The following is a 23,640-nucleotide window of genomic DNA, read 5'->3' as shown; positions in this document are numbered from 1 at the left end:
GACCATGCCGCCCCGGCGAACAAACGGGGGCCGTCGTTGACTTGGCTCGGCGACGCTGTGAATATGCCGCCTGCGGCAAGCTCAAGGGACGCGGAATGAAAAAAGTCTACGACACCGCCTTCGACGCGCTCGACGGCCTCCTTCACGACGGGATGCTCATCGCGGCGGGCGGGTTCGGCCTCTGCGGCATTCCGGAACTCCTGATCTCGGCAATCCGCGATGCGGGAACGAAGGACCTGACCGTCGCGTCGAACAATGCCGGTGTGGACGATTTCGGCCTCGGCATCCTCTTGGAGACGCGGCAGGTGAAGAAGATGATGAGCTCCTACGTGGGCGAGAATGCCGAGTTCATGCGGCAATACCTGTCCGGCGAACTCGAGCTCGAGTTCAACCCGCAGGGCACGCTTGCCGAACGGATGCGCGCCGGCGGCGCCGGCATCGCCGGCTTCTACACCAAGACCGGCGTCGGCACCCAGATCGCCGAGGGCAAGGAACACAAGGACTTCGACGGGGAGACCTACATCCTCGAGCGCGGGATCTTCGCTGACCTCGCCATCGTAAAGGCGTGGAAGGCCGACGAGACCGGAAACCTCGTCTTCCGCAAGACCGCGCGGAACTTCAATCCACCGGCCGCCATGTGTGGACGCGTCTGCGTTGCCGAGGTGGAGGAAATCGTGCCGCGCGGCGAGCTGGACGGGGACGAGATCCACCTGCCCGGCATCTATGTCCACCGCCTGATACAGGGCGATCACGAGAAGCGGATAGAGAAGCGCACGACCCGCGCGGCATGATCCGGCGACGACGGAGCGGCCCATGACGCAGCATCGATCCGACGGAAATTCGATCAGCGAAGCTGATGCGCTGGACCATTTCTCGCGCTCCAACCTCGCGATGGTGATCAGCGACCCGTCGCGGGACGACAATCCCCTCGTCTACGTGAACCGGGCTTTCGAGACGCTGACCGGCTACACCAGCACGATGGTTGTCGGCCGCAACTGCCGGTTCCTCCAGGGCGAGGACACCGAACCCGAAGAGGTCGCCAAGGTCGCCCGCGCCATCGAAGCCGCGGAAGAGGTCTCCGTCGAGCTGTGGAACTACAAGGCCGACGGCACCCGCTTCCGGAACCGGCTTCACATCACGCCGGTACGTGACAGGGACGGAACGAGCAACGCCTGTTTCATCGGCCTCCAGGCGGAGATTACCGGTCAGGGCGACGCGCGGGACACCTCCATCGACAACCAGCTTCAGGAGATCCAGCACAGGGTCAAGAACCACCTGTCGATGATCATCGGCATGATCCGGATGCAATCGCGCGACGCGTCCGACCCGGAGGACTTCGGTGAGCTGGCCCGGCGCGTGGAAACGCTGCAGCTTCTGTACGAGGAGATGTCCAATGCCGGCAGCAGCAGCAACGAGGATACGATCCCCCTCGGCGCGTACCTGTCGCGTGTTGCGAACACCATCAGCCATCTGGACGGTCGGCCCGGGGTCCGGATCCTCGTCGAGATCGAGCCCATCGATGCTCCCTTGCACACCGCCACGCAGATCGGCCTGATTCTCTCCGAGACGCTGACGAACGCGTTTCAGCACGCCTTCAAGGAGCAGGAGTCCGGCACCGTCGAGGTTCGCTCCCTCACGCTAGGCAAGACCGGCATGCGCCTGACCATTTCAGATGACGGCGCCGGACTTCCCGAGGGAACCGAATGGCCCACGCCCGGCTCTCTCGGGGGACGGATCGTCCAGGGGCTGGTCGAGAGCGTGGATGGATCGCTGGACGTCTCCGGCGGCGCGAACGGCACCATCGTCACGATCGACATTCCCGATGTCGACCCCATGAAGACAAAGTAACGACTAGGTAGGAGATCCCATGCCCTGGGACCGCGATCAGATGGCCGCCCGCGCCGCGGCCGAACTCGAAGACGGGATGTACGTCAATCTCGGCATCGGCATCCCCACGCTGGTGGCGAACTACATTCCCGACGGCGTCGAGGTGACGTTGCAATCGGAGAACGGGATGCTCGGAATGGGCCCCTTCCCGATCGAAGGCGAGGAGGATCCCGACCTCATCAACGCTGGCAAGCAGACCGTGACCGAGATCGACAAGACCGCCTATTTCGACAGCGCGACCTCCTTCGGCATGATCCGGGGCGGCAAGATCGCGATGGCGATCCTCGGGGCCATGGAAGTCGCGGAGAACGGCGATCTCGCGAACTGGATGATTCCGGGCAAGCTCGTGAAGGGGATGGGCGGCGCGATGGACCTCGTCGCCGGCGTGCGCCGCGTGATCGTGGTGATGGACCATCAGAACAAGGCCGGCGAGAGCAAGCTGCTCAAGTCGTGCACGCTGCCCCTGACCGGCACAGGCGTCGTGAACCGGGTGATCACGAACCTGGGCGTGCTCGATGTGGTCGAGGGCGGGCTGAAGATCGTCGAGACCGCCGACGGCGTGACCGAGGACGACATCCGCGCCGCCACGGAAGCGCATATCATCTGACCCGCCGCACCCCGCCTTCGGGCGGCGTGGCCGATTTGCCTGCGGTCCGAACGCACGCGCCCGCTGACCTTTCGCCGGGCGCACGTTCGCGACATATGGAGCCATGGCCGCTTCCCGGCTACAGATCCGCCCGATGACCACGCCTCCGCAAGATCTCAAGCCCCGCCCACGGGGCCGCTTCGGCATCCGCCGCGCCGGAACGACGATCATCACGATCGTCCTCGTCGGAGCGGTCATCGCGGGATTCGTCGCGATGGCAACGGCGACCGGCTGGGAGGATTCCTTCGCGCAGCTCGGAAAGCTGGAGTTCTGGCAGATCGCCGCGCTCTTGGGCCTCACCGTGGCCAACTACATCTTCCGCGGCCTCAGGTGGTACGTCTTCAGCCGCGCGCTCGGGCTGCCGAGGGGCCGCCGACGCGATGCGCGCCATTTCGCGGGCGGCCTCGCGATGACGGTGACGCCCGGCCGTCTCGGCGAGGTGATCCGGCTGCGCTGGCTCGCGCGGGAGACGGGATGGTCGATGGACCGTACCGCGCCGCTCATCCTCGTGGATCGCGCCGCCGACCTTGCCGCGATGGCGCTCATCCTCGCGGGCATGCTGGCGCTGTCCGCCGCCGGGATGGCCGGTGCCGTGCCGGCCGCCGTCATTGCCGCGATCGTGGCCGTGGTGCTCACGCGGCCTTCGGTGATCGGCGGGCTGGTCACGTGGAGCTACCGGATCCTTGCCGTCCGCCCGCGTCTCTTTGCCCGCGCCCGCTCCGCCGCCCGCTCCCTCCAGCGCTTCTCCTCTCCCCGCGTCTTCATCCCGGGCGTGCTCTACGGCACGATCGGATGGGCCATCGAGGGGGTTGAGCTCTATCTCATCCTGACCTGGATCGGCGCCGATATCGGCCTGCCCTCCGCCATCGGCATATTCGTCTTCGCAACCTTTGCCGGCGGCCTGACCGGAGCGCCGGGCGGTCTCGGGGGCGCGGAAGCGTCGATGATCGCGCTGATGCGGCTGCAGGGCGTCGCCATGGGTCCGGCCATCGCCGCGACCGCCGTGATCCGCCTGACCACCATGTGGTTCGCCGTGCTGATGGGCCTCGTCGTGCTGCCCTACGCGGAGCGCGTGTCGCGCCGGATCAAGCGGGAGCGCGAGGCCCAGGCCCTTCCGACCCGCTAGCCACCCGCCGCGGAGACGCGGAAGACGCAGCCATCCGAGATGTAGAGCGGCGGTGTCACGCACAGGCCCTTGGCCACGCTCCACGCCGCCAGCACCTTCGGCACGTAGTCCCGCGTCTCCGCATAGGGCGGCACGCCGCCATGCTCCCTCACCGCGCCTTCGCCGGCATTGTATCCGGCCAGCGCGAGGAGCGGATCGCGCCCGAACTCCGACAGAAGCCAGTCGAGATAGGCGACGCCGCCGCGGATGTTCTCGCCGGCATCGCGGGAATCGGCGACGCCGAAGCGGGTCGCGGTGTCCGGCATGAGCTGCATGAGCCCCGTCGCGCCGGCGTGGGAGACGGCATCGGTCCGGCCAGCGCTTTCCACCCCGATCACCGCAAGCGCGAAGGCGGGGGAGACCTGCGTGCCGATGGTGGCGCGCAGGATGTCCGTCCCGTGCCGCTCGGCGATGGTCTGGAGATGCTGAAGGCGCGGGCGGCGCACGGACGAGCCTTGCGTGGAGTCGAGCGCGGCGAGAGCCGCATCGAGCCGGCCGGGGCCGATGCCGTCGAAGCCGGGGGACAGCTGCGTCCAGAACCACGCATGGGCCGCTGGCGCATCCGCGTTCGGGAGCGTGCCGGGAGCCGCGGCGTCGCCGACCGCCGATTTCTCCGGCATCGCCGGCCGCGCGGCCAGAAGCGCGCGCTGCTCCTCCGGGTCGATCTGGATCGTGATGCGCCGCCCCGCGACGGGCGTGCCCACTCGCACGCGCTTGAAGGTGAAGTCCTTCGGCGCGGGCGGCGGCGCGGGCGGGGCGGCGGCATCCGAAACGAGGGGCTGCGGAGGTGTCCCTGCGGCGTCTTCGGCGGCCACGGATCCCGCGCAGAGGATCAGCGCGATGGGCCAGGCGGTGTGGAGTGGCGACATGGGCCCCTCCTTTTTGGGGAAACTGATCGGAGGAAAGGTCGCGCGAGTCGCCACCGCCAAGCCAGCCAAAAGAGGCGACAGGCCCGGATTCGCGACAGAATCTTGCCAATTTGCACCGCTCGGTTCGCCGCCTGACGCCCAGACGCGCCTATCTATCCATTATAAACAGCTACTTAGCCGATATTTCGGGTTTTACTCCCGCGGCTAAGAAATGGACGGATAGACGACAAAGTCGCGCCTCAATCCAAGGGCTTATTGGCGCCATGCCAAGACGGACACCGAGGCGGTTGAGAGAGAACCGCTCAGGCACCGACACCGCCGAGGCACCGTAGCATCGAGCAACCACGCGACCGAAAACTGAGGATTACCGATATGAAACTCGTCAACATGATCAAGACCTTCCGCGCCGACGAAGATGGTGCCGTCACCGTCGATTGGGTCGTCCTGACCGCCGCCATCGTGGGCATCGGCATTGCCGTTCTGACCGTCGTCTCGACCGGCGTGGACACGCTCGGCGATGGTATCGAAGCCGACCTGACGACCGCCGGATCGATCGGCGACGGCGAGTAAGTCTCGGACGTCTTCACCGTGCGGCCCCGGGTCCGCACGGACGAAACAGAGGCCGCTGCGCCGAAACATGCGCGGCGGCCTTCTTCCGTAATATCACGCGCGAAGCCGGTCCGCTCTTAGAGCCCGCATGACGCGGTTCCGGCCGTTGCAGGGAGCAGCCATGAAACTGTGGCTATTGAAAACGTTGCGAGACGACACCGGCGCAGTGACGGTGGATTGGGTCGTGCTGACCGGAGCCATCATCGTGATGAGCATCGGCGCGGCAATCCTGGCGACCACCGGCGTGTCCCCCTTCATCACGAAGATCGCCGGACTTCTCGCCGGCGTCTGATCGCCCTCTCCGCCTCGGAGACGACGGGGCCCCCCGGCCACGGGACCTCCACTCGTCGCCTCCGATCAAACGCCCCGGCGTCGCAACCAGCAAAGGAACAGGATCCATGCGTATCGTCTTCGCTCTCGTTCTCCTCGCGGGGCTCGGCCTTGCCGGGTTCGCGGTATACCTGTCCCAGGGCTTCATCGCCAACATGAGCGCCGAGCGCGACGCGCTTCTCGCCGCCCAGCGGGACATGCCGGCGACGGTGAGCGTCATCGTGACCTCCGCCGACAAGAAATACGGCGAGCAACTGACCGAAGAAGACGTGAAGACCGTCGTCTGGCAGAAGGACAGCCTGCCAGAAGGTGCCTTCACGGAGATGGACGCCCTGTTCCCCGAAGGCGAGGCCGCGCGCTATGTCGTCAGTGCGATGCAGGCGTTCGAGCCGGTGCTCGCGGCGCGGATCACCGAGCCGGGCGAAGATGCCGGGATCACGTCCCGCCTCGAGCGTGGCAAGCGCGCCTTTGCGATCAGCGTGGACGTGTCCTCCGGCGTCTCCGGCTTCCTTCGCCCCGGCGACCGGGTGGACATCTACTGGACCGGGACCTCCGGCAATCGCGGTGTGACGAAGCTCATCGAGACCGGCGTGAAGCTCATCGCCGTCGACCAGACGTCCGATACCGGCCGCACCTCTCCTGTCATCGCCCGTACCGTGACGGTCGAGGCCTCTCCGCAACAGGTCGCCTCCCTCGCCCAGGCGCAGAGCACGGGCCGTCTGGTCCTGTCCCTCGTCGGCGCCGAGGACACGACTGTCGCAGACGTGATCGAGGTGGATCAGAAGACGCTGCTCGGCATCGTCGAGGAACTGCCTCCCCCGCCGGAAGAGGTTGAGCGGGTCTGTACCACCAAAGTCCGCCGCGGCAACGAGGTCGTGCAACAACCGATCCCCTGTACCAACTGACGAACGGCATCGCCCGGGCCGGGGAACACGGCAGCACGAGGCGAGGCACGTTCGCAGCGAGCCCGCCCGGGGTGTTGCCGCAGGGACATAAACTCCGCCTCCCAACTCCCTGATTGTTGCATGCAAATCGTTTTGCGCGCAGCCTCGGGACAAAGCAGGCAAAAGACCTGCTCCCTTTTTCGCGTGATCGAGAGGCGGATCACTATGGCTTTCACGAGCATGTACAGGGCGGGCCGTCTCGGCCTCGCCCTCGCCGCCGGCGCACTGGTGATGGCTCCGGGCGTGGCCTCCGCGCAGGCGCTGCAGATCCAGGGCGGCACCCTCCAGCGCGCGCTCAACGTCCCGATCAACCGCGCCGTCGTTGTCGAAAGCCAGCGGCCCTTCGCCGAACTGTCGATCGCCAATCCTGGTATCGCGGACATCTCCACCCTGAGCGAGACGTCGATCTACGTCCTCGGCAAGACGCCGGGGCGGACCACGCTGACCCTGCTCGCCCCCGACGGCACGCTGATCACCAATGTCGAGGTCGTGGTGACGGCGGATGTCTCCGAGTTGAAGGAGCGTCTGCGAGAGGTCCTGCCGGGCGAGCCGGTCGAGGTGCGACCGGCCAATGACGGGCTGGTCCTGTCCGGAACCGTGTCCAGCGCGCAGATCATCGACCGCGCCATCGATCTTGCCAACCGCTACGCGCCGGGCCGCATCTCCAACCTGATGAACGTCGGCGGCACGCAGCAGGTGATGATGAAGGTCCGCTTCGCCGAGATGAACCGCTCGGTCTCGAAGAGCCTGTCAGCGAGCCTGGCGGTCAACGGCATCAGTTCGGACGGCAATGTCGGCGTTGCTGGCGGCAATGGCACCTACGTGGCGGGTGACAATTTCGGCAACCTGTTCGACGGCAGCTCCGCCACCGGAACCCAGCTCGGCAACGGAACGCAGGGCGCGATCTCCATCGGCGTGGGTGCCGGGAACGTGGAATTCGCCGTGCTCCTCGAGGCGCTGGAGAGCAAGGGCTTCGTGCGCACCCTCGCCGAGCCGAATCTCACGGCGCTCTCGGGCCAGGCCGCCAGTTTCCTCGCCGGCGGCGAGTACCCCGTCCCGACGGCCGATGCGGACGGCAACGTGAGGGTCGAATACAAGCCGTTCGGCATCCAGCTGGAGATGACCCCGCGGGTCACGGGAAGCAACATCAACCTGCGACTCTCCGCCGAGGTCAGCGGGATCGACCGGTCCATCGGCTATACCGATGCAGGCTTCACCGTGAACGGCTTCCGGACCCGGTCCACCTCGACCACGGTCGAGCTTCTGGACGGGGAGAGCTTCGCCATCGCCGGTTTGCTCCAGGACGATTTCCAGGACAGCACCTCCGAAGTGCCGTGGCTGGGGGACATTCCCGTCCTCGGCGCGCTCTTCCGCTCCGCCTCCTACCAGCGCAACCAGTCGGAACTCGTGATCGTCGTCTCGGCTCATCTCGTCACGCCGACACGGGGCGACACGCTGGCCCTGCCGACCGACCGGGTTCGCCCGCCGACCGAACGCGAACTGTTCCTGGGCGGCAAGGACGCGGCCACGCGCCGGCCGATCACCGGGGGCGCGGGCGAGGTCGCCCGGCAGGATTTCAGCGGCTCTTACGGCTACGTGATGGAGTGAGCGAGATGCGCTATTCCGACTGGACCATCCCCGCGCTCCTGTGCGCCGCGGCCCTCTCCTCCGCCTGTGCGCCGGAAGCCCGGCGGGACTTCGACGACGAGGCCGGGGCGTTCCTCGATCAGGGGGATTTCGGCATGGCGACCCGGAACAATCACCTGCAGATGACCTGCCGCCGTGTGACGAGCGCCACCATCTCGAAATATGGCCAACCCTTGTCCAGCGGCTGCCCCGGCCGCATCCAAGACGGCAAGTACGCCCTCTTCGCCTACACGGAATCGATCCGCAGTGCGACGGAGCAGCATGGCCCGGTCCCGTATGACGATTCCGCGCATCTGCCCTCCGGCGGCGGCCGCGGAGGCGACGCCGGAGGTGGTTGAGGCCATTCGCTTGGCGCGGGCGCGTCTGTAGCCTGCGCCAATCCGGCTGAGCTCGAAAGGGTGCTGCATCGCGCAGGCGTGATCGGAAACAATCGTCACAATTTACCAATCACCCTCCGGCGGCTTCGCACAATGACGATAATCCGGCCCCAATTTCGCCGGGTTCAGCCCGGAAAAACCGAGACTGAGGATAGGTGCGACCGCGGAAGCGGCTCAGCGCCGGCCGGGAGCGATCCCGGACGATCCGCAAAAAGGGTTTGAGGCCATGACGACGAGCAGTGCAGCCTTGCAGCCGGAACCGGCGCCGATCTCCGCCTGTACCATCAGCCGGGATGTGCAGAACTTCGATCTGCTGATTGAGGACATGGAGACCGAGCTTGGCGAGAACTGGGGGGACCTCTCGCTGGGGGACGGCCTGACCTTCCTCGGACAACCGGACGCGGGATCCCTCGAATTCGTCGTCGTCGCCATCGATGATCAGGACGAGGAGAGCGAGACGCTCGTGGGGGACGTGATCCGCGCCGCGCGGCGCCGCGACATCGCCGTCCTTCTCGTGGCGAAGGACGTGCGGCCGACCGCGCTGCACCAGCTCTTGCGTCTCGGGGCCCGCGAATTCCTCCCCTACCCGCTTCCCGAGAATGCCCTTCACGAGGCCATCGACCGCATCCGGACGCCGGAGCCGCAGCACACCGAGCCCGCCGGCCCCGATGCCGCGGCCGCCGCCCCGCGCGCAGGCAAGGGCGACCGGGACGGCGCGATCCTCGCGGTGCACGGCCTTGCGGGGGGTGTCGGCGCGACGACCTTCGCGGTGAACCTCGCATGGGAGCTGGCCGGTCAGGGCCGGAAGAAGGAAGAGCCGCCCAAGGTCTGCGTCATCGATCTCGACCTTCAGTACGGCTCCGTCTCCACCGCCCTCGACCTGCAGCGGCGTGACGTGGTCTACGAGATGCTGGCCGATACCGGCTCGATGGATGCGGAGGTCTTTCACGGCGCGCTTCAGACTCATTCCGAGAAGCTGCATGTCCTGACCGCTCCGCCGGACATCCTGCCGCTGGATCTCGTCGCGCCGGAGGATATCGCCGCCGTTCTGGACATGGCGCGCGCGCATTTCGACTTCGTCGTCGTGGACATGCCGAGCACGCTCGTCGCATGGTCCGAAACCGTGCTCCAGGCGGCGGACGTCTATTTCGCCCTGATCGAGCTGGACATGCGATCGGCCCAGAACACGCTGCGCTTCAACAGGCTCCTGAAGGGCGAGGATTTGCCAACGGAGCGGATCCGCTACGGTCTCAACCGCGCGCCCAAGTTCACCGATCTGCAAGGCAAGTCCCGTGCCAGACGCCTCGCCGAGAGCCTCGACATCACGATCGAGCTGCAATTGCCCGATGGCGGGCGGCAGGTGACCCAGTGCAACGACCAGGGCGAGACGCTGGCGGAGGGCGCGAGGAAATCGCCGCTGCGCAAAGAAATCCTGAAACTGGCCACCTCCCTCCACGATATCGCCAGAGTTCGCGCCGAAAGCTGACGCTCCATTCGCCCGGAGGCGACCCGATGTTCTCGAAATACAAGAAGCAGCGCCCCGCCCCCGATACGGCCGCGCCGACCCGCCAGGAGACCCCGCCCAAGGCGAACGCGGCAGCGCCCGTTCCCGCCGAGGCGCCCCGTCCCCCGCGGCGGGCGATGGAGGCCTCACGCCCCCGGATCGCCGCGCAGGCCGCGCCGGAGGACAGGGAGAAGAAGCGCAAGGAGAAGTTCTCCGAGATCAAGGTGGAGGTGCACAAGCGCCTCCTCGACAGCCTCAACCTCGCCGCGCTCGAAACGGCCACCGAATCGGACCTGCGCGCCGAGATCTCCGCCATTGCGCAGGAGAGCCTCGAGGAGATGTCCATCGTCCTCAACAAGGAGGAGCGGGCGACCCTCCAGAACGACCTCTACAACGAGGTGACCGGTCTCGGCCCCCTCGAGCCCCTGCTGAAGGACGACACCGTCAACGACATCCTCGTCAACGGTCCACGGCAGATCTTCGTGGAGCGGGACGGCAAGCTCGAACTGACCGAGATCACCTTCAAGGACGAGCGGCACCTGCTGCGGATCATCGACAAGATCGTCTCCGCCGTCGGCCGCCGGGTGGACGAAAGCAATCCCTACGTGGACGCCCGCCTCTCGGATGGCTCCCGCTTCAATGCCATGGTTCCGCCGATCGCGGTGGACGGCTCCCTCGTCTCGATCCGGAAGTTCAAGAAGGAGAAACTCGGGATCGACGATCTCGTCCGGTTCGGCGCCTTCACGGACGACATCGCCGCCTATCTCGAAGCCGCCGTCGCCTGCCGGCTGAACATCATCGTCTCTGGCGGCACCGGTTCGGGCAAGACGACCACGCTCAACGCGCTCTCCTCCTACATCGGCAATTCGGAGCGCATCCTGACCATCGAGGACACCGCCGAACTCCAGCTCCAGCAGACCCATGTCGGCCGGATGGAAAGCCGCCCGGCCAACGTCGAGGGGCGGGGCGCCGTCTCCCAGCGGGACTGCCTGAAGAACGCCCTGCGGATGCGCCCCGACCGGATCATCGTCGGCGAGACACGCGGCGAGGAGGTGATCGACATGCTTCAGGCCATGAACACCGGCCATGACGGCTCGATGACCACGATCCACGCCAACTCCGCGCGGGACGGGATCTCCCGCCTCGAGAACATGATCGCGATGGCCGGCATCGAGATGCCGCTCAAGGCCGTCCGCAGCCAGATCGCCAGCGCCGTGAACCTGATCGTCCAGGCCAGCCGCCTGCAGGACGGCTCCCGCCGCATGGTCTCGGTCACCGAGATCACCGGAATGGAGGGGGAGGTCATATCGATGCAGGAGATCTTCCGCTACGAGCGTCAGGGCCTCGGGCCGGACGGCAAGATCATCGGCCGGTTCAACGCATCCGGCGTGCGGTCCTACTACGCGGATCGCTTCAAGCAATGGGGGTATGATCTGCCCGCCAGCATTTACGATCCGATTGTCGGATAGAACGGGCGCATCATGACCATTTCGGCAGAACCGCTGATCTACGGGCTCATCTTCATCGCGGTCCTGGCGATGGTGGAGGGCATCTATCTCACCGTCTTCGGCAAGTCGATCAGCCTCAACAGCCGGGTGAACCGCAGGCTCGACCTGCTGGAGAAGGGCGGGCGCCGCGAAGAGGTGCTCGAACAGCTCCGCAAGGAAATGAGCCAGCACATGAACGCGAGGGGCATCCCGCTCTACGCGATCCTGGCGGACAAGGCGCAGAAGGCCAACATCGCCTTCACGCCGATCCAGCTCATCGCGGTGATGGCGCTTGTGAGCGCGATGGCCTTCGTCGGCCTGAGCGTCGCCACCGAGGCGGGGCTCGCCGTGCGCACCGTCGTCGCGATCGCGATGGGGGTCGGCGGGGTCTACACCTGGGTGAACAACAAGGCGAAGAAGCGCCTCGGCCTCATCGAGGAGCAGCTTCCGGACGCGGTCGAACTGATGGTGCGCTCACTGCGCGTCGGTCATCCCTTCTCCTCCGCCATCGGCATCGTCGCGAAGGAAGTCGCCGATCCGCTCGGCTCCGAGTTCGGCGTGATCGCCGACGAGGCCGCTTACGGTCGGGACATGTCCGAAGCCCTGAAAGCCTTCGCCGAACGGATGGACATGCAGGATCTTCGGTTCCTCGCCGTCGCGGTGACGATCCAGCAGCAGTCGGGGGGCAACCTCGCGGAGATCCTCGACGGGCTCGCGAAGGTGATCCGCTCGCGCTTCAAGCTTTTCCGCAGGGTGAAGGCGATCACGGCGGAGGCGAAGTGGTCGGGAATGTTCCTCTCGGTCTTCCCTGTCCTCGCGCTGATCGCCATCAACGTGCTTCAGCCGACCTACTACGACGCGGTCAAGGAAACCTCGCTGTTCATCCCGGCTTGCCTGGTCGTCGGCGCGTTCCTCGTGGTCAACATGATCTTCATGAAGATCATGGTCAACATCAAGGTCTGAGGGCGCTCATGGACTTTCTCGACACCATCAACGACGCCCTCGTGGATCGCTTCGGCGTTCTCGGGCCGCTCTACGCCATCGGTCTTCTCGGCGTGCTGCTCATCGCGTTGTCGCTTCCCGTCTTCCTCGCCCGCAAGCAGGATCCGCTCGACCGGCTGAAGGAGGAAACCCGCCCCCGCAAGGCCGCGCCGGACAAGGACGCGCCGAAGGGTGGCAAGGCGCTGAGGCAGGAGCGCAGCCGCACCACCGAGAAGCTCGACAAGTACGCCACCTTCCTCGAGCCGCAGGACGCAGAGGAAATGTCCTCCGCGCGGCTGACCATGATGCGCGCGGGCTATCGATCGAAGGCCGCGGTGCGCGCGTTCCATGCCGCGCAGTTGATCCTCGGCCTCGGGTTCCTCCTGATCGGCTGTCTCGCCGCCGTGCTGAAATCGGCCAACGGCGACGCCTCGATGCAGTCGATGATCCTCTACGTCCTGATCCCGGGGGCCATCGGCTACTACCTCCCCAAGTACTGGGTGCAGCGCCGCCTCCAGTCCCGGCAGCAGGAAATCGTGGAGGGGTTTCCCGATTCGCTCGACATGATGCTGGTTTGCGTCGAAGCGGGGCAGTCGCTCGAACAGGCGATCATCCGCGTCAGCAAGGAAACCCGCGCGGGCTACCCTGCCCTGTCCGAGGAATTCGAGATCGTCAGCCACGAGATGAAGGCCGGCAAGGACAAGGTCTCGGTCCTGAAGGACATGTCCGCCCGCTGCGGTGTGCCGGACGTCTCCTCCTTCATCACCGTGCTGATCCAGTCCGCTTCCTTCGGCACGTCCATCGCCGAAGCGCTCCGGATCTTCGCGGCCGAGATGCGGGACAAGCGCGTCATGCGGGCGGAGGAAAAGGCAAACGTCCTGCCCACCAAGCTGACGCTGGGCACGATGATGTTCACCGTGCCGCCGCTTCTCATCATCCTGATCGGCCCGTCGATCTACGACATTTACGTCATGATGATCCTGAACGGCTGAGACCCTCTCGCGAGAACGTGGGCTTGGCGTTCCGCCCGCTTGCGGCGATGGTCAGGGCGATGATGCGCCGCCAGCTTTCCCTTTTCCTCCTCGCCTTCGTGCTCGTCTCCTGCGGCCGGGGGCAGGAGGACATGCGCCTCGGCTCCGAGATCGCGGGGCCGGCGGCCCCGGAGGGCACGCCCGATGTGCAGGACGCCGTGGACGGGCTCGTGGTCGGACACAGGCTGATGGCGTCGGGGTATTACGAATTGGCGCTCAAGGCCTATTACCGCGCCGCCGCCGAGCAGGGGCTCAACGTGGACACGCTCTCGGCCATCGGTTCGGCCAATCTCAAGCTGGGGCGCCTCGGACAGGCGGAGCGCCTCCTGCGGCGTGCCATCGAGGAGGACGAGACCTTCCCGCCGGCATGGAACAACCTCGGCGTGGTCCTCATGGAACAGCGCGAGACCGGCGAGGCCGCGCGCACCTTCCGCACCGCCTTTGCGCTCGACAGTGGCCAATCTGCCCAGATCCGCGAAAATCTCCGCCGTGCACTCGCCCTGTTGGAGAATCCTGCCTACGCTGAGGAAAACGAGAATTACGACCTGGTGCGCCGGGGGAGCGGGCAATACCGCATCCTGGCGACGCCCTGAGGCAGAGCGAGCAAAAAGGACGCATTCCATGCGCCACCCGATCCTTGCGATCCTGGCCTTCGGCGGGGCGGCCCTTCTGGGTGCCTGCGGCGGGAAGGGCAGCGACGTGGACCGAGCGGTCCAGAGCGTCAACGCCATCGACGAGAACAACCTCTCCGACATCATGCTGTCGGTTGCCGATCCGGCAGAGGCTGTCGCCTACTTCAAGCGCGCAACGGCCGAGAAGCCCGAACGGATCGATCTCCAGCGCAACCTCGGCAAGTCGCTGGTGAAGGCGAACCTGAACGTCGAAGCCGCCGGCGCGTGGTCCAGGGTGACGACCATGGCCGGCGCGTCCGCCGGGGACCAGGTCTCCTACGCCGATGCGCTCATCCGCGCGGGCCAATGGGACAAGGCCGAGGCGGTCCTCGATGCCGTGCCGCCCACCCACGAGACCTACACGCGCTACAAGCTCGAGGCGATGATCGCCGACGGCAACAAGGAATGGGCCAAGGCGGACAGCTTCTACGAGACCGCCGTCGGCCTGACGACGCGGCCGTCCGGCGTTCTCAACAACTGGGGCTACTCGAAGCTCTCGCGGGGCGAGTATCTCGATGCCGAACGCCTGTTCGGGGAGGCGATAAAGTACGATCCCGGCCTCTTCACCGCCAAGAACAACCTCGTCCTCGCCCGCGGCGCCCAGCGCCGCTACCAGCTCCCCATTGTCGATGTGGACCAGACCGAGCGGGCACAGCTCCTGCACACGATGGCGCTGACGGCGATCAAGCAGGGTGATGTGGAAATCGGCAAATCCCTCCTCCGCGACGCCATCGATACCCATCCGCAGCATTTCGAGGATGCCGCGCGGGCGCTGACGGCGCTCGAGGGCGCACGGAGCTGAGCCGGTGCTCGCGATGCCGGCCGAGGCCGCAATCGTCTTTCTGATACCGATGCTGCCGATCTGCATCTGGGTGGCGGTGAGCGATTTGCGGCGCATGAAGATCCCGAACCGCGCCGTGCTGGCCGCCCTCGCGGTCTTTGCCGTTCTGGGTCCATTCGTGCTCGATTGGGGGGAGTATGCTGGGCGATGCCTCCATGTCGCCGTGGTCATCGTTCTGGGGTTCCTGCTGAACCTCGTCCGGCTCGTCGGCGCGGGCGATGCCAAGTTTGCTGCCGCCATGGCGCCGTTCGTGGCGCTGGCGGACCTCTTCGCGTTCGTCCAGCTCCTGGCGCTCGTCCTCATCGTCGTCTTCGCCCTCCACCGCGGGCTTCGCGCGATCGGTGCGGTCCGCCGCGCCTTGCCGGGCTGGGAAAGCATGACGCGCAAGGACTTTCCCATGGGTCTCGCCCTCGGTCCCACGCTCGCGCTCTATCTCGGCCTCGCCGCGGCCTGGGGCGTTTGAGGCGCCCGCCGGAGAAGCGGCGCGGAAGGTCCATCATTCGGCCATGAATCGGGGCTAGGGATCGGGGCAATCGGCCCCGCGACCGGCGGGGCGCCAAGCGATGGGGCCCAGTTTCGATGAACATGGAGATCGGCAACGTGATCGCGCCACCGGCGCCCCGCCGGCTGGACGACATGCAATTGGCGCCGGTGATGATGCGGGAGATCCTGCTCAAGACGATGTTCCGCAAGAATGCGGACCTCGTCAGCGACATCGCCCGCGCGATCTGCCTGCCTGTCCCGGTCACGCAGGAGCTCGTGGATCTCGTCCGCTCGCAGAAGCTGATCGAGGCGACCGGAACGCTCCATGCCAATTCGGGCGGAGAGATGGGCTACCAGTTGACCGATGCCGGCAAATCCCGCGCGCTCGACGCCCTCGCGCAATCCGAGTATTTCGGCGCCATGCCCGTCCCGCTGGACGTCTACCGCGAGCAGGTCGAGCGCCAGTCCATCCGCAACGTGCGCATCACGCGGGCCGAGCTGACCCGGGCGATGGGGCATCTCATCCTGCCGCCGACGCTTCTCGATCAGCTCGGCCCCGCCGTGACCTCGGGCCGCTCCATCCTGATGTACGGCCCGCCCGGAAACGGGAAGTCCTCCATCTCCAACGGTATCCGCGATGCGATGGGGGACAGGATCTACGTCCCCCGCGCCATCGAGTATGCCGGTCAGGTCATCACCGTCTACGATCCCATCGTGCACTCCGCCGCGGAGACGCAGGAGGATGATCCGACCCAGCTTCGCCGCAGCGGAACCCGCTACGATTCGCGCTACGTACGCTGCGAACGGCCGACCGTGATCACCGGCGGCGAGTTGTCCCTCGACATGCTCGATCTGGTCTACAATCCCACTGCGCGGACCTACCAGGCGCCCCTGCAGCTCAAGTCCACCGGCGGGATCTTCATCGTCGACGACCTCGGCCGGCAGGCGGAGCCGCCGCAGGCGCTGGTGAACCGCTGGATCGTGCCGCTCGAGGAAGGGCGGGACATCCTCGCCCTGCAATCAGGAGAGAAGTTCGAGGTGCCGTTCGACACGCTCGTCATCTTCTCGACCAACTTCCACCCGAACGAAATCTTCGACAAGGCGGCGCTTCGGCGGATCTTCTTCAAGATCAAGATCGACGGTCCGGGGCAGGAGGACTTCCTCAAGATCTTCGCGCTTGTGGCGCGGAAGAAGGGCATGCCGCTCGACCAGTCCGCCCTGGTGCATCTGTTGAAGTCGAAATACCCGGCCATCGACAACGTCTATGCCAATTACCAGCCGGTCTTCCTGATCGACCAGATGATGGCGATCTGCGATTTCGAGGGCATTCCCTACCAGATGTCTCCGGAGCTCATCGACAGGGCGTGGGCCAACATGTTCGTCAAGGAAGAGGCCATCACCCACTGACGAAGGGCCGGGAATCCCGCGCGGCCCGTCCCGGCCGGCGCGGAAGCCCCGCTACCCCTCCGGCTCTTCCAGGTAGCGCTGGAGGAGCATGATCTGGGTCCAGAGGAACAGGATCAGCGCGACGGGAAAGGCGAAGGTCTCGATCTTCACCCAGGCCTCGGTGGACATCGTCCGCCAGACCACCTCGTTTGCGATGGCAAGGACGGCGAAGGCGAGCGCCAGGCGGCGGGTCAGCTTCATCCAGCCCTCCTCCGCCATGGGCATGAACTCGTCCAGAACCCAGGCCAGCCAGGACTGACCGCGCAGAAGACCGATCCCCAGAAGCGCGGCGAAGAGACCGTAGACGATGGTCGTCTTCATCTTGAAGAACGTCTCGTCGTTGAACCACACCGTCAGCCCGCCGAAGATCACGACGAGGAGCGCGGTGACGGCCTGGAGCCGGGACAGCTTGCCCGTCAGCTTCCAGAGGATCGCCATGGACAGGAGCAGCAGCGGAACGAAGAGCGCGGCGGCGACGATGAAGCCGTCGTATCGGGTGCCGCCGACGAGGAAGCTGTCGTCCTTGATCCGCAGATAACCGACGAAGAAGAGCAAAGGTGGTCCAAGCTCGAGCGCCTGCTTGAGCCAGGGATTGATCTTCCGTGCCGCCATGGTCCGTCTCGCCTTTCTCGGGATGTCAGGGAGGACACCACAGGAGCGCCTGTTGTCAACCGTTTGCGCTGTCGCGCCGGGAGGCGGCGGCGGCGGCGGCGGCGGCCCGGCTTGCGCCGCGACCTTCCACCGAGGTCCCTCCGCGACCGATGATGTGCAGCCTATCCGAAGATCTCGACCACCACGGCGCCTGCTGCGATCAGCGACATGAGGATGAGGCGCCTCGGGCCGACCGTCTCGCCCAGAAAGAGGTAGCCGATGGCTGCGGCGAAGACGGTGGAGGTCTCGCGCAGGACGGCGGCCTCACCGACCTTGTCGAGCCATGTCGCCACCATCACCGAGCCGAAGGAGCCCCAGGCCACCACGGCCCCGATGAGGCCGCGAAGGGCGAGACCGTTCAGCGGCGGCGGCTGCGCGAGGCGGCGGTGGCGGATCAGGGCGATGACCGGAAAGTCGAGCGAGGAGATCAGGAAGAACCACGCCAGGTAGGTCAGCGGATTTGGCGCGGCGCGCATGCCGAATGCGTCCCACGTCGTGTAGATCGCGACGAGCGCCCCTGTCGCGACGGCCAGGAGGAGCGCGGCGACCAGTGTCTCGCGGGCCAGCGTCACCGTGCGCAGGTTGTAGAGGGCGAGACCGAAGATGCCACAGAGGAGGATGAGGACGCCGACCCACTGGCCGGGCGCGAAGGTCTCGCCGAAGATCAGCCACGCGCCGACGACGGTGAAGAGCGGGCCCGTCCCCCGCACGACCGGGTAGACCACGGTGAACGCGCCGCGGGAAAAGGCGAGTGCGACGCCGACCTTGTACACCAGGTGAATGACGAAGGTTCCCGCGAGGAGCCACCAGAGGTCCCCCTCGGGCCAGGGCACGAGGAAGAGCGCGACGGGCAGGGACAGCAGGACGAGCCAGGCGTCGATGGCGCCGCGGGTCGTCCACGGATCGAAGCGGCCCTTCTGGAGCGCCCCGAAGATCGCATGAAGCACCGCTGCTGCGAGGGCGAACCAGAGCGCCGCGACATGGCCGGCATCCGTGCCCTGAAGGGAGGTCAACCAGTCGGCCATGGGAGCGCCCTGTTCCTTGAGCGGCCCGTCAGGCCGGGTCGGCCCCTGTCAGGGCGCGGGCGAAGTCGGCCGGATCGAAGGGCGCGAGGTCGTCGATCTTCTCCCCCACGCCTATCGCGTGGATCGGAAGGCCGAAGCTGTCCGCCAGCGCGACGAGCACGCCGCCTCGTGCGGTGCCGTCGAGCTTGGTCATGACGAGCCCGGAGACGTCCGACAGTTCCTTGAACGTCTTGACCTGCGACAGGGCGTTCTGTCCGGTCGTGGCATCGAGCACGAGGACGGTATTGTGCGGCGCGTCCGGATCCTTGCCACGGATCACGCGGACGATCTTGGCGAGCTCCTCCATCAGGTCCGCCCGGTTCTGCAGGCGCCCGGCGGTATCGATCATCAGAAGGTCCGCACCGTCCTCCTGCGCCTTCGTCATGGCGTCGTAGACGAGGGAGGCCGGGTCGGTGCCCTGCGGCGCGGTGAGGACAGGCACGCCCGCGCGGTCGCCCCAGACCTGAAGCTGCTCGACGGCAGCGGCGCGGAAGGTGTCGGCCGCGGCAATGACGACCGACTTGCCGGCATCGCGGAACTGGCTCGCGAGCTTGCCGATGGTGGTGGTCTTGCCGGACCCGTTGACACCGACGATCAGGACGACCTGCGGACGCGAGGGGTAGAGCGGCAGCGGGCGGGCGACCGGCTCCATGATGCGGGCGATTTCCTCGGCCAGGAGCATCTTCACCTCGGCGGTGGAGACGCGGCGCCCCAGATGCGATTCCGCGAGGTTGGCGGTGACGCGAAGCGAGGTCTCGACGCCCATGTCGGACTGGATCAGCACCTCTTCAAGCTCCTCCAGCATCTCGTCGTCGAGGGTGCGCCGGACGACCGGTGCGGCGGCGGGCGCGCCGCGGCCGAAGAGGCGACCGATGAGGCCCGAGGGAGCGGCATCGGCACGGGTCTCGGGCTGGGGCGCGGGCTGATCGGAGCCGGGCGGCGGCGTGTCGGTCAGCGGGCTCGGCGTCGGCGGCGGGGAGCCGACCGGAGGTACTTCGGCGGGCGTGGCGGGGCGGATCCCGTCGCCCGGGGCCTGCGGGATCTCCTGCGGCGCGGGAGAGGCCGGGACCTCCGAAGGCGGTGCGGCCGGTGGAGCGGGCTGGGACGGCTCCGGGCGGGACGGCTCCTGCGGACGCTCGGGCCGGGGCGCTTCGGAAGACGCGACCTCGGCCGGCTCCTCCGTCCCACCCTCGCGCACGACGGCGTCGAGCCCGTCTCCGAGCTTCGAGGATGTCTTGAAGAGCCGCTCCCTGAGCTTGCCGAAAAGGGCCATGTTCGCATCTCCTTGCCTTCGTTCACCTAACCAGTCGCGGCGCGGGATGGAAGGGCGGCGGCCCCGAGGGGGCGCGGGGTGCCCCCATCCGGCCGTCGATCCTCGGGCGCGCAGGCGGCGCTCTTCCGCCGCCTGCTTCCCCTCCGCACGCAGGCGTGACGGGCACGGGGGCTTTTGCGACAGGCACCAAGCTGTCATCGTCCGCCCCGTGACGCCCCCCTCGCCCCCGGAGAGACCATGATCGCCGCCCTGCCCCGCCGCCTCGGCCTTGCCGCCCTCGCCGTCCTTGCCGCCCTTCCCGCGCTCGCCCAGACGCCGATGAGCGGCGAGGAGTTCGACGCCTATACCCGCGGCAAGACGCTCTATTTCTATTCGGGCGGCGTCGCGTACGGCGTCGAGCGCTACAAGGCGGACCGGCGCGTGACGTGGTCCTTCCTAGACGGGGAATGCAAGGACGGAACGTGGTACGAGGACGATGATCGGATCTGTTTCGTCTACGAGGATTTGGGGCCGGATCAGTGCTGGACCTTCTACCGCGAGGATGGCGGGCTGAGGGCGATGTTCCAGGACGATCCGCAATCGACGACGCTCTACGAGGCCGGCGAGGCGCAGGAGCCGATGTCGTGCCTCGGGCCCGAGGTCGGCGTCTGATCTAAAGAAGCGACCCTTGGTCGTCGTCCGGTGGCGGCGTCTTCCGGCGGGCGGGCTTTGCGGGGCGCATGGCGGCCCCTGTGGAAGCCGCTCCCGGCCCGCCGACCGGAAGGCGCCCGTCGCGGAATTCGAGCTCGAGCGCCCCCGCTTCGGCGGCGGCCTCCCGGGTGGTGACAACCTTGCCCTCCCCGGTGCGCACGATGGCGAAGCCGCGGGCCAGCGTCTCGCTGGGGCCGAGCGTCAGGCGCGTGCGGTCGAGCGCCGCGAGATGCCGGACGCGTTCGGCGCGCAAGGCCCCGGCGGCAGCGGCGAGGCGGGACCAGATCCGGCCGAGATCCGCGCAATTGCGGGTGACGGCGTGCAGGATCGGGTCCGGGCGGAGGCGCGCGGCCTTCTCGCGCAGGGTCCGGCGTTGCGCGGCGGCGTTGCGGGTCAGCGCCGGGCGCAGGCGGTCGGCTTGCGTCAGGCGGTCCCGCGCGGCGGTGACGCGGGCGCTTGCACCGGCCGGGCGGAGCGCCGCGGCGGCATCGGCAAGCCTCGCGCGGCGGTCGGTCACTCCCCTGGACAAAGCCGCCGGCAGGCGGTGTGAGGCGTGGTCGAGCCGCTGCCGGGGCGATTCCACCAGCCGCTCGGGCCGCGGCAAGGCGCGGGACAGGTCCCGTACCCGCTCCGACCGCCAGGACAGGTAGCGCGAGAAGCCGCCGGACAGGCGCGCGCCCTGCCCGTCCAGCGTCGCCACGAGATCGAGGCGCACGGGCACGGCCATCTCGGCGGCGGCGGTGGGGGTCGGCGCTCGGCGGTCGGCGGCATGGTCGATCAGCGTGGTGTCGGTCTCGTGGCCGACGGCGGAGATCAGCGGGATGGACGACGACGCCGCGGCGCGGACGACCGCCTCCTCATTGAAGCCCCAGAGATCCTCCAGCGAGCCCCCGCCGCGCGCGACGATCAGGACATCGGGCCGGGGCAGCCTCCCCCCCGCCTCGATCCGGTTGAACCCCTCGATCGCGGCGGCCACCTGACCGGCGCAGGCCTGCCCCTGGACCGCGACGGGCCATACGAGAACCTTGCGCGGGAAGCGGTCCCGCAGGCGATGGAGGATGTCCCGGATCACGGCGCCCGAGGGCGAGGTGACGACGCCGATCACCTCCGGCAGGTAGGGGATCGGGCGTTTGCGATCCTCGTCGAACAGGCCCTCCGCGGCGAGCGCCGCGCGGCGCTTCTCGAGCATCGCCATGAGGGCGCCCATGCCGGCCGGCTCGATCCGCTCGATGACGAGCTGATATTTCGACTGTCCGGGAAAGGTGGTCATGCGGCCGGTGGCGACGACCTCCATCCCCTCCTCGGGCTGATGCGCGAGACGAGCGAGCGTTCCCTTCCAGATCACCGAGGCGAGGGTGGAGCGGTCGTCCTTCAGGTCGAGATAGAGATGCCCCGACCGGGGCCGGGAGACCCGGCCGATCTCGCCTCGCACGCGGACATTGCCGAACGTGCCCTCGACGGTCTTCTTCACCGCGCCCGACAGTTCGGAGACGGTGAAATCGTAGGCGTTGGAGGGGCCGCTATCCGGGCCGTCGTCTTCGAAGAGTTCGGACATGGGCGGCAGAGTGCCCCCGGTGGCGGGCGGGTGCAAGCCGGGGCGACGGGCGACGCAGGGCCGCCCCATCGCCGCCGGCAGGGTGGGTCCGGGAAGGACGACGGCAGGGCTGCGCTTGAAGCGGGCGCGCGCGGTGACTAGTCAGGCGCGAGCCCGGCGCGGGCGGGCAACATCAGTTTCTGGAGATGGCGATGAACATCCTGATCCTCGGTGGCGGCGGGCGGGAGCATGCGCTCGCCTGGGCGGTGCTGCAGAACCCCAAATGCGACCGCCTGATCATGGCGCCCGGCAATGCGGGAACGCGCGCCATCGCCGAGAATTGCGACATCGACATCTGCGATCCCCCTGCCGTCGTGGCGCTCTGCGAAACGGAAGCGATCGACCTCGTGATCGTCGGGCCCGAAGCGCCGCTCGCGGCCGGCGTCGCCGACGAGTTGATCGCGGCGGGGATCCCCGTCTTCGGGCCGTCCGCGGCCGCGGCGCGGCTGGAGGCGTCCAAGGCGTTCACCAAGGAAATCTGCGACGCCGTGGAGGCGCCGACCGCCGGCTGGGCGCGGTTCACCGAGGCCGGCCCCGCGCGGGATCACGTGAAGGCGCGAGGCGCTCCGATCGTGGTGAAGGCCGATGGTCTCGCGGCAGGCAAGGGCGTCGTCGTCGCGATGACGGAGGCCGAGGCGCTGGAGGCGGTGGACGCGATGTTCGCAGGCGCCCACGGCACGGCCGGGGCAGAGGTCGTGATCGAGGAGTTCATGGCCGGCGAGGAGGCGTCCTTCTTCGTGCTGGTGGATGGCGAGACGGTGCTTCCCGTCGGCACGGCGCAGGATCACAAGCGCGCTCTCGAGGGCGACGAGGGACCGAATACCGGCGGAATGGGCGCCTACACCCCTGCCCCGGTGATGACGGACGCCGTAACGGAGGCCGCGCTCGAGCGGATCGTGCGGCCGACCATGGCGGAGATGGCACGGCGCGGGATCCCATATCGCGGTGTGCTCTATGTCGGTCTCATGATCGGACCGGACGGCGCGCCGCGGCTCGTCGAGTACAATGTCCGCTTCGGGGATCCCGAATGCCAGGCGATCATGATGCGTCTCGGCGCGCAGGCGCTGGATCTCTGCCAGGCCGTGGCCGAGGGGCGTCTTGCAGACATGACCGTGACATGGGCCGACGATCACGCCATGACGGTGGTGCTGGCGGCCGAGGGCTATCCGGGCGAGTACCGGAAGGGCACGCGGATCGGCGGGCTGGAGCATCTGCCCGAGAGTTCGCATCAGATGATGTTCCACGCCGGAACCGCAGAGGCCGGCGGCGCCGTGGTGGCCGCTGGGGGCCGTGTCCTGAGCGCGACGGGCCGCGGCGCGTCCCTCGCCGAAGCGCGGGACCGGGCCTACGCTTTGGCAGAGGCCGTGGACTGGCCGGAGGGGCGCTACCGGCGCGACATCGGCTGGCGCGCGCTTAAGTGAAACGGCCGGGACGCGGGCCCCGAGGAAGA

General features: G+C 67.5%; 24 protein-coding genes. 19 read left to right on the top strand and 5 right to left on the bottom strand.

Features of this window, described 5'->3' with window-relative positions; genetic code table 11:
* Nucleotides 1–95 precede the first annotated feature (95 nt).
* From RM543_RS06740 to RM543_RS06725, 4 genes are all read left to right on the top strand, one after another.
* Entirely contained in the window at nucleotides 96–791 is a 696-nt protein-coding gene (locus RM543_RS06740; protein ID WP_311690130.1) for a CoA transferase subunit A, read from the top strand.
* Between the two features lie 22 nt (nucleotides 792–813).
* Entirely contained in the window at nucleotides 814–1,848 is a 1,035-nt protein-coding gene (locus tag RM543_RS06735; RefSeq protein ID WP_311690129.1) for a PAS domain-containing protein, read from the top strand.
* 19 nt (nucleotides 1,849–1,867) lie between these two features.
* Nucleotides 1,868–2,494 (top strand): CoA transferase subunit B, encoded by a 627-nt coding sequence (locus RM543_RS06730; protein ID WP_311690128.1) that lies wholly within the window; start codon nucleotides 1,868–1,870, stop codon nucleotides 2,492–2,494.
* A gap of 133 nt (nucleotides 2,495–2,627) precedes the next feature.
* Nucleotides 2,628–3,659 (top strand): lysylphosphatidylglycerol synthase transmembrane domain-containing protein, encoded by a 1,032-nt coding sequence (locus RM543_RS06725; protein WP_311690127.1) that lies wholly within the window; start codon nucleotides 2,628–2,630, stop codon nucleotides 3,657–3,659.
* Here RM543_RS06725 and RM543_RS06720 read toward each other — a convergent pair.
* Nucleotides 3,656–4,567, bottom strand: a complete 912-nt coding sequence (locus tag RM543_RS06720) for a lytic transglycosylase domain-containing protein (RefSeq protein WP_311690126.1) — start codon at nucleotides 4,565–4,567, stop codon at nucleotides 3,656–3,658. The two genes, RM543_RS06725 and RM543_RS06720, sit on opposite strands and share 4 nt — an antisense overlap.
* 372 nt (nucleotides 4,568–4,939) lie before the next feature.
* Between RM543_RS06720 and RM543_RS06715 the strand changes: the two genes are divergently transcribed.
* The 13 genes from RM543_RS06715 (at nucleotide 4,940) to RM543_RS06655 (ending at nucleotide 16,879) form a co-directional block, all read left to right on the top strand.
* Nucleotides 4,940–5,137, top strand: a complete 198-nt coding sequence (locus RM543_RS06715) for a Flp family type IVb pilin (protein ID WP_311690125.1) — start codon at nucleotides 4,940–4,942, stop codon at nucleotides 5,135–5,137.
* A 160-nt stretch (nucleotides 5,138–5,297) separates the two neighbouring features.
* Nucleotides 5,298–5,468, top strand: coding sequence for a hypothetical protein (locus RM543_RS06710; RefSeq protein WP_311690124.1), 171 nt, complete (start codon nucleotides 5,298–5,300; stop codon nucleotides 5,466–5,468).
* A gap of 106 nt (nucleotides 5,469–5,574) precedes the next feature.
* Nucleotides 5,575–6,411 carry a Flp pilus assembly protein CpaB gene (gene cpaB / locus RM543_RS06705; RefSeq protein ID WP_311690123.1) on the top strand — a complete coding sequence of 279 codons (837 nt, stop codon included), beginning with the start codon at nucleotides 5,575–5,577 and terminating at the stop codon, nucleotides 6,409–6,411.
* 204 nt (nucleotides 6,412–6,615) lie between these two features.
* Nucleotides 6,616–8,058 carry a type II and III secretion system protein family protein gene (locus RM543_RS06700; protein WP_311690122.1) on the top strand — a complete coding sequence of 481 codons (1,443 nt, stop codon included), beginning with the start codon at nucleotides 6,616–6,618 and terminating at the stop codon, nucleotides 8,056–8,058.
* 5 nt (nucleotides 8,059–8,063) lie between these two features.
* On the top strand, nucleotides 8,064–8,435 hold the full coding sequence (locus tag RM543_RS06695) for a hypothetical protein (protein ID WP_311690121.1): 372 nt from the start codon (nucleotides 8,064–8,066) through the stop codon (nucleotides 8,433–8,435).
* A 265-nt stretch (nucleotides 8,436–8,700) separates the two neighbouring features.
* Nucleotides 8,701–9,960: a CpaE/TadZ family protein gene (locus RM543_RS06690; RefSeq protein ID WP_311690120.1), complete on the top strand. Its 1,260-nt coding sequence runs from the start codon at nucleotides 8,701–8,703 to the stop codon at nucleotides 9,958–9,960.
* A gap of 26 nt (nucleotides 9,961–9,986) precedes the next feature.
* Nucleotides 9,987–11,447, top strand: coding sequence for a TadA family conjugal transfer-associated ATPase (locus RM543_RS06685; RefSeq protein WP_311690119.1), 1,461 nt, complete (start codon nucleotides 9,987–9,989; stop codon nucleotides 11,445–11,447).
* 12 nt (nucleotides 11,448–11,459) lie between these two features.
* Nucleotides 11,460–12,428: a type II secretion system F family protein gene (locus tag RM543_RS06680; protein ID WP_311690118.1), complete on the top strand. Its 969-nt coding sequence runs from the start codon at nucleotides 11,460–11,462 to the stop codon at nucleotides 12,426–12,428.
* 8 nt (nucleotides 12,429–12,436) lie between these two features.
* Nucleotides 12,437–13,438: a type II secretion system F family protein gene (locus tag RM543_RS06675; RefSeq protein WP_311690117.1), complete on the top strand. Its 1,002-nt coding sequence runs from the start codon at nucleotides 12,437–12,439 to the stop codon at nucleotides 13,436–13,438.
* A gap of 62 nt (nucleotides 13,439–13,500) precedes the next feature.
* A complete protein-coding gene (locus RM543_RS06670) occupies nucleotides 13,501–14,070 on the top strand; it encodes a tetratricopeptide repeat protein (protein ID WP_432280449.1) in 570 nt (189 codons plus the stop codon).
* A 28-nt stretch (nucleotides 14,071–14,098) separates the two neighbouring features.
* Nucleotides 14,099–14,950, top strand: a complete 852-nt coding sequence (locus RM543_RS06665; protein WP_311690115.1) for a tetratricopeptide repeat protein — start codon at nucleotides 14,099–14,101, stop codon at nucleotides 14,948–14,950.
* Between the two features lie 13 nt (nucleotides 14,951–14,963).
* Nucleotides 14,964–15,452 carry a prepilin peptidase gene (locus RM543_RS06660; RefSeq protein WP_311691324.1) on the top strand — a complete coding sequence of 163 codons (489 nt, stop codon included), beginning with the start codon at nucleotides 14,964–14,966 and terminating at the stop codon, nucleotides 15,450–15,452.
* 116 nt (nucleotides 15,453–15,568) lie between these two features.
* Nucleotides 15,569–16,879, top strand: coding sequence for a DUF8689 domain-containing protein (locus tag RM543_RS06655; protein WP_311690114.1), 1,311 nt, complete (start codon nucleotides 15,569–15,571; stop codon nucleotides 16,877–16,879).
* A gap of 51 nt (nucleotides 16,880–16,930) precedes the next feature.
* Here RM543_RS06655 and RM543_RS06650 read toward each other — a convergent pair whose 3' ends face one another.
* The 3 genes from RM543_RS06650 to ftsY all read right to left on the bottom strand — a co-directional run bounded on the left by RM543_RS06650 (nucleotide 16,931) and on the right by ftsY (nucleotide 19,906).
* A complete protein-coding gene (locus RM543_RS06650; RefSeq protein WP_311690113.1) occupies nucleotides 16,931–17,530 on the bottom strand; it encodes an inner membrane-spanning protein YciB in 600 nt (199 codons plus the stop codon).
* A gap of 161 nt (nucleotides 17,531–17,691) precedes the next feature.
* Entirely contained in the window at nucleotides 17,692–18,594 is a 903-nt protein-coding gene (locus RM543_RS06645) for an EamA family transporter (protein ID WP_311690112.1), read from the bottom strand.
* 28 nt (nucleotides 18,595–18,622) lie between these two features.
* Nucleotides 18,623–19,906, bottom strand: a complete 1,284-nt coding sequence (ftsY, locus tag RM543_RS06640) for a signal recognition particle-docking protein FtsY (protein WP_311690111.1) — start codon at nucleotides 19,904–19,906, stop codon at nucleotides 18,623–18,625.
* Nucleotides 19,907–20,143: 237 nt separating this feature from the next.
* Between ftsY and RM543_RS06635 the strand changes: the two genes are divergently transcribed.
* Nucleotides 20,144–20,557: a hypothetical protein gene (locus tag RM543_RS06635; RefSeq protein ID WP_311690110.1), complete on the top strand. Its 414-nt coding sequence runs from the start codon at nucleotides 20,144–20,146 to the stop codon at nucleotides 20,555–20,557.
* Between the two features lies 1 nt (nucleotide 20,558).
* Here RM543_RS06635 and xseA read toward each other — a convergent pair whose 3' ends face one another.
* Nucleotides 20,559–22,151 (bottom strand): exodeoxyribonuclease VII large subunit, encoded by a 1,593-nt coding sequence (xseA, locus tag RM543_RS06630; RefSeq protein ID WP_311690109.1) that lies wholly within the window; start codon nucleotides 22,149–22,151, stop codon nucleotides 20,559–20,561.
* Nucleotides 22,152–22,342: 191 nt separating this feature from the next.
* Between xseA and purD the strand changes: the two genes are divergently transcribed.
* The gene (gene purD, locus RM543_RS06625) at nucleotides 22,343–23,611 is read left to right on the top strand and encodes a phosphoribosylamine--glycine ligase (protein ID WP_311690108.1); all 1,269 of its coding nucleotides are present in this window, start codon (nucleotides 22,343–22,345) and stop codon (nucleotides 23,609–23,611) included.
* Nucleotides 23,612–23,640: the final 29 nt, after the last annotated feature.

The sequence above is a fragment of the Tropicimonas omnivorans genome, assembly GCF_031846565.1.
GTDB classification, from domain to species: domain Bacteria; phylum Pseudomonadota; class Alphaproteobacteria; order Rhodobacterales; family Rhodobacteraceae; genus Tropicimonas_B; species Tropicimonas_B omnivorans.
Note: the sequence above shows the minus strand (reverse complement) of the source record. Positions and strands in the feature narration are given on the sequence as shown.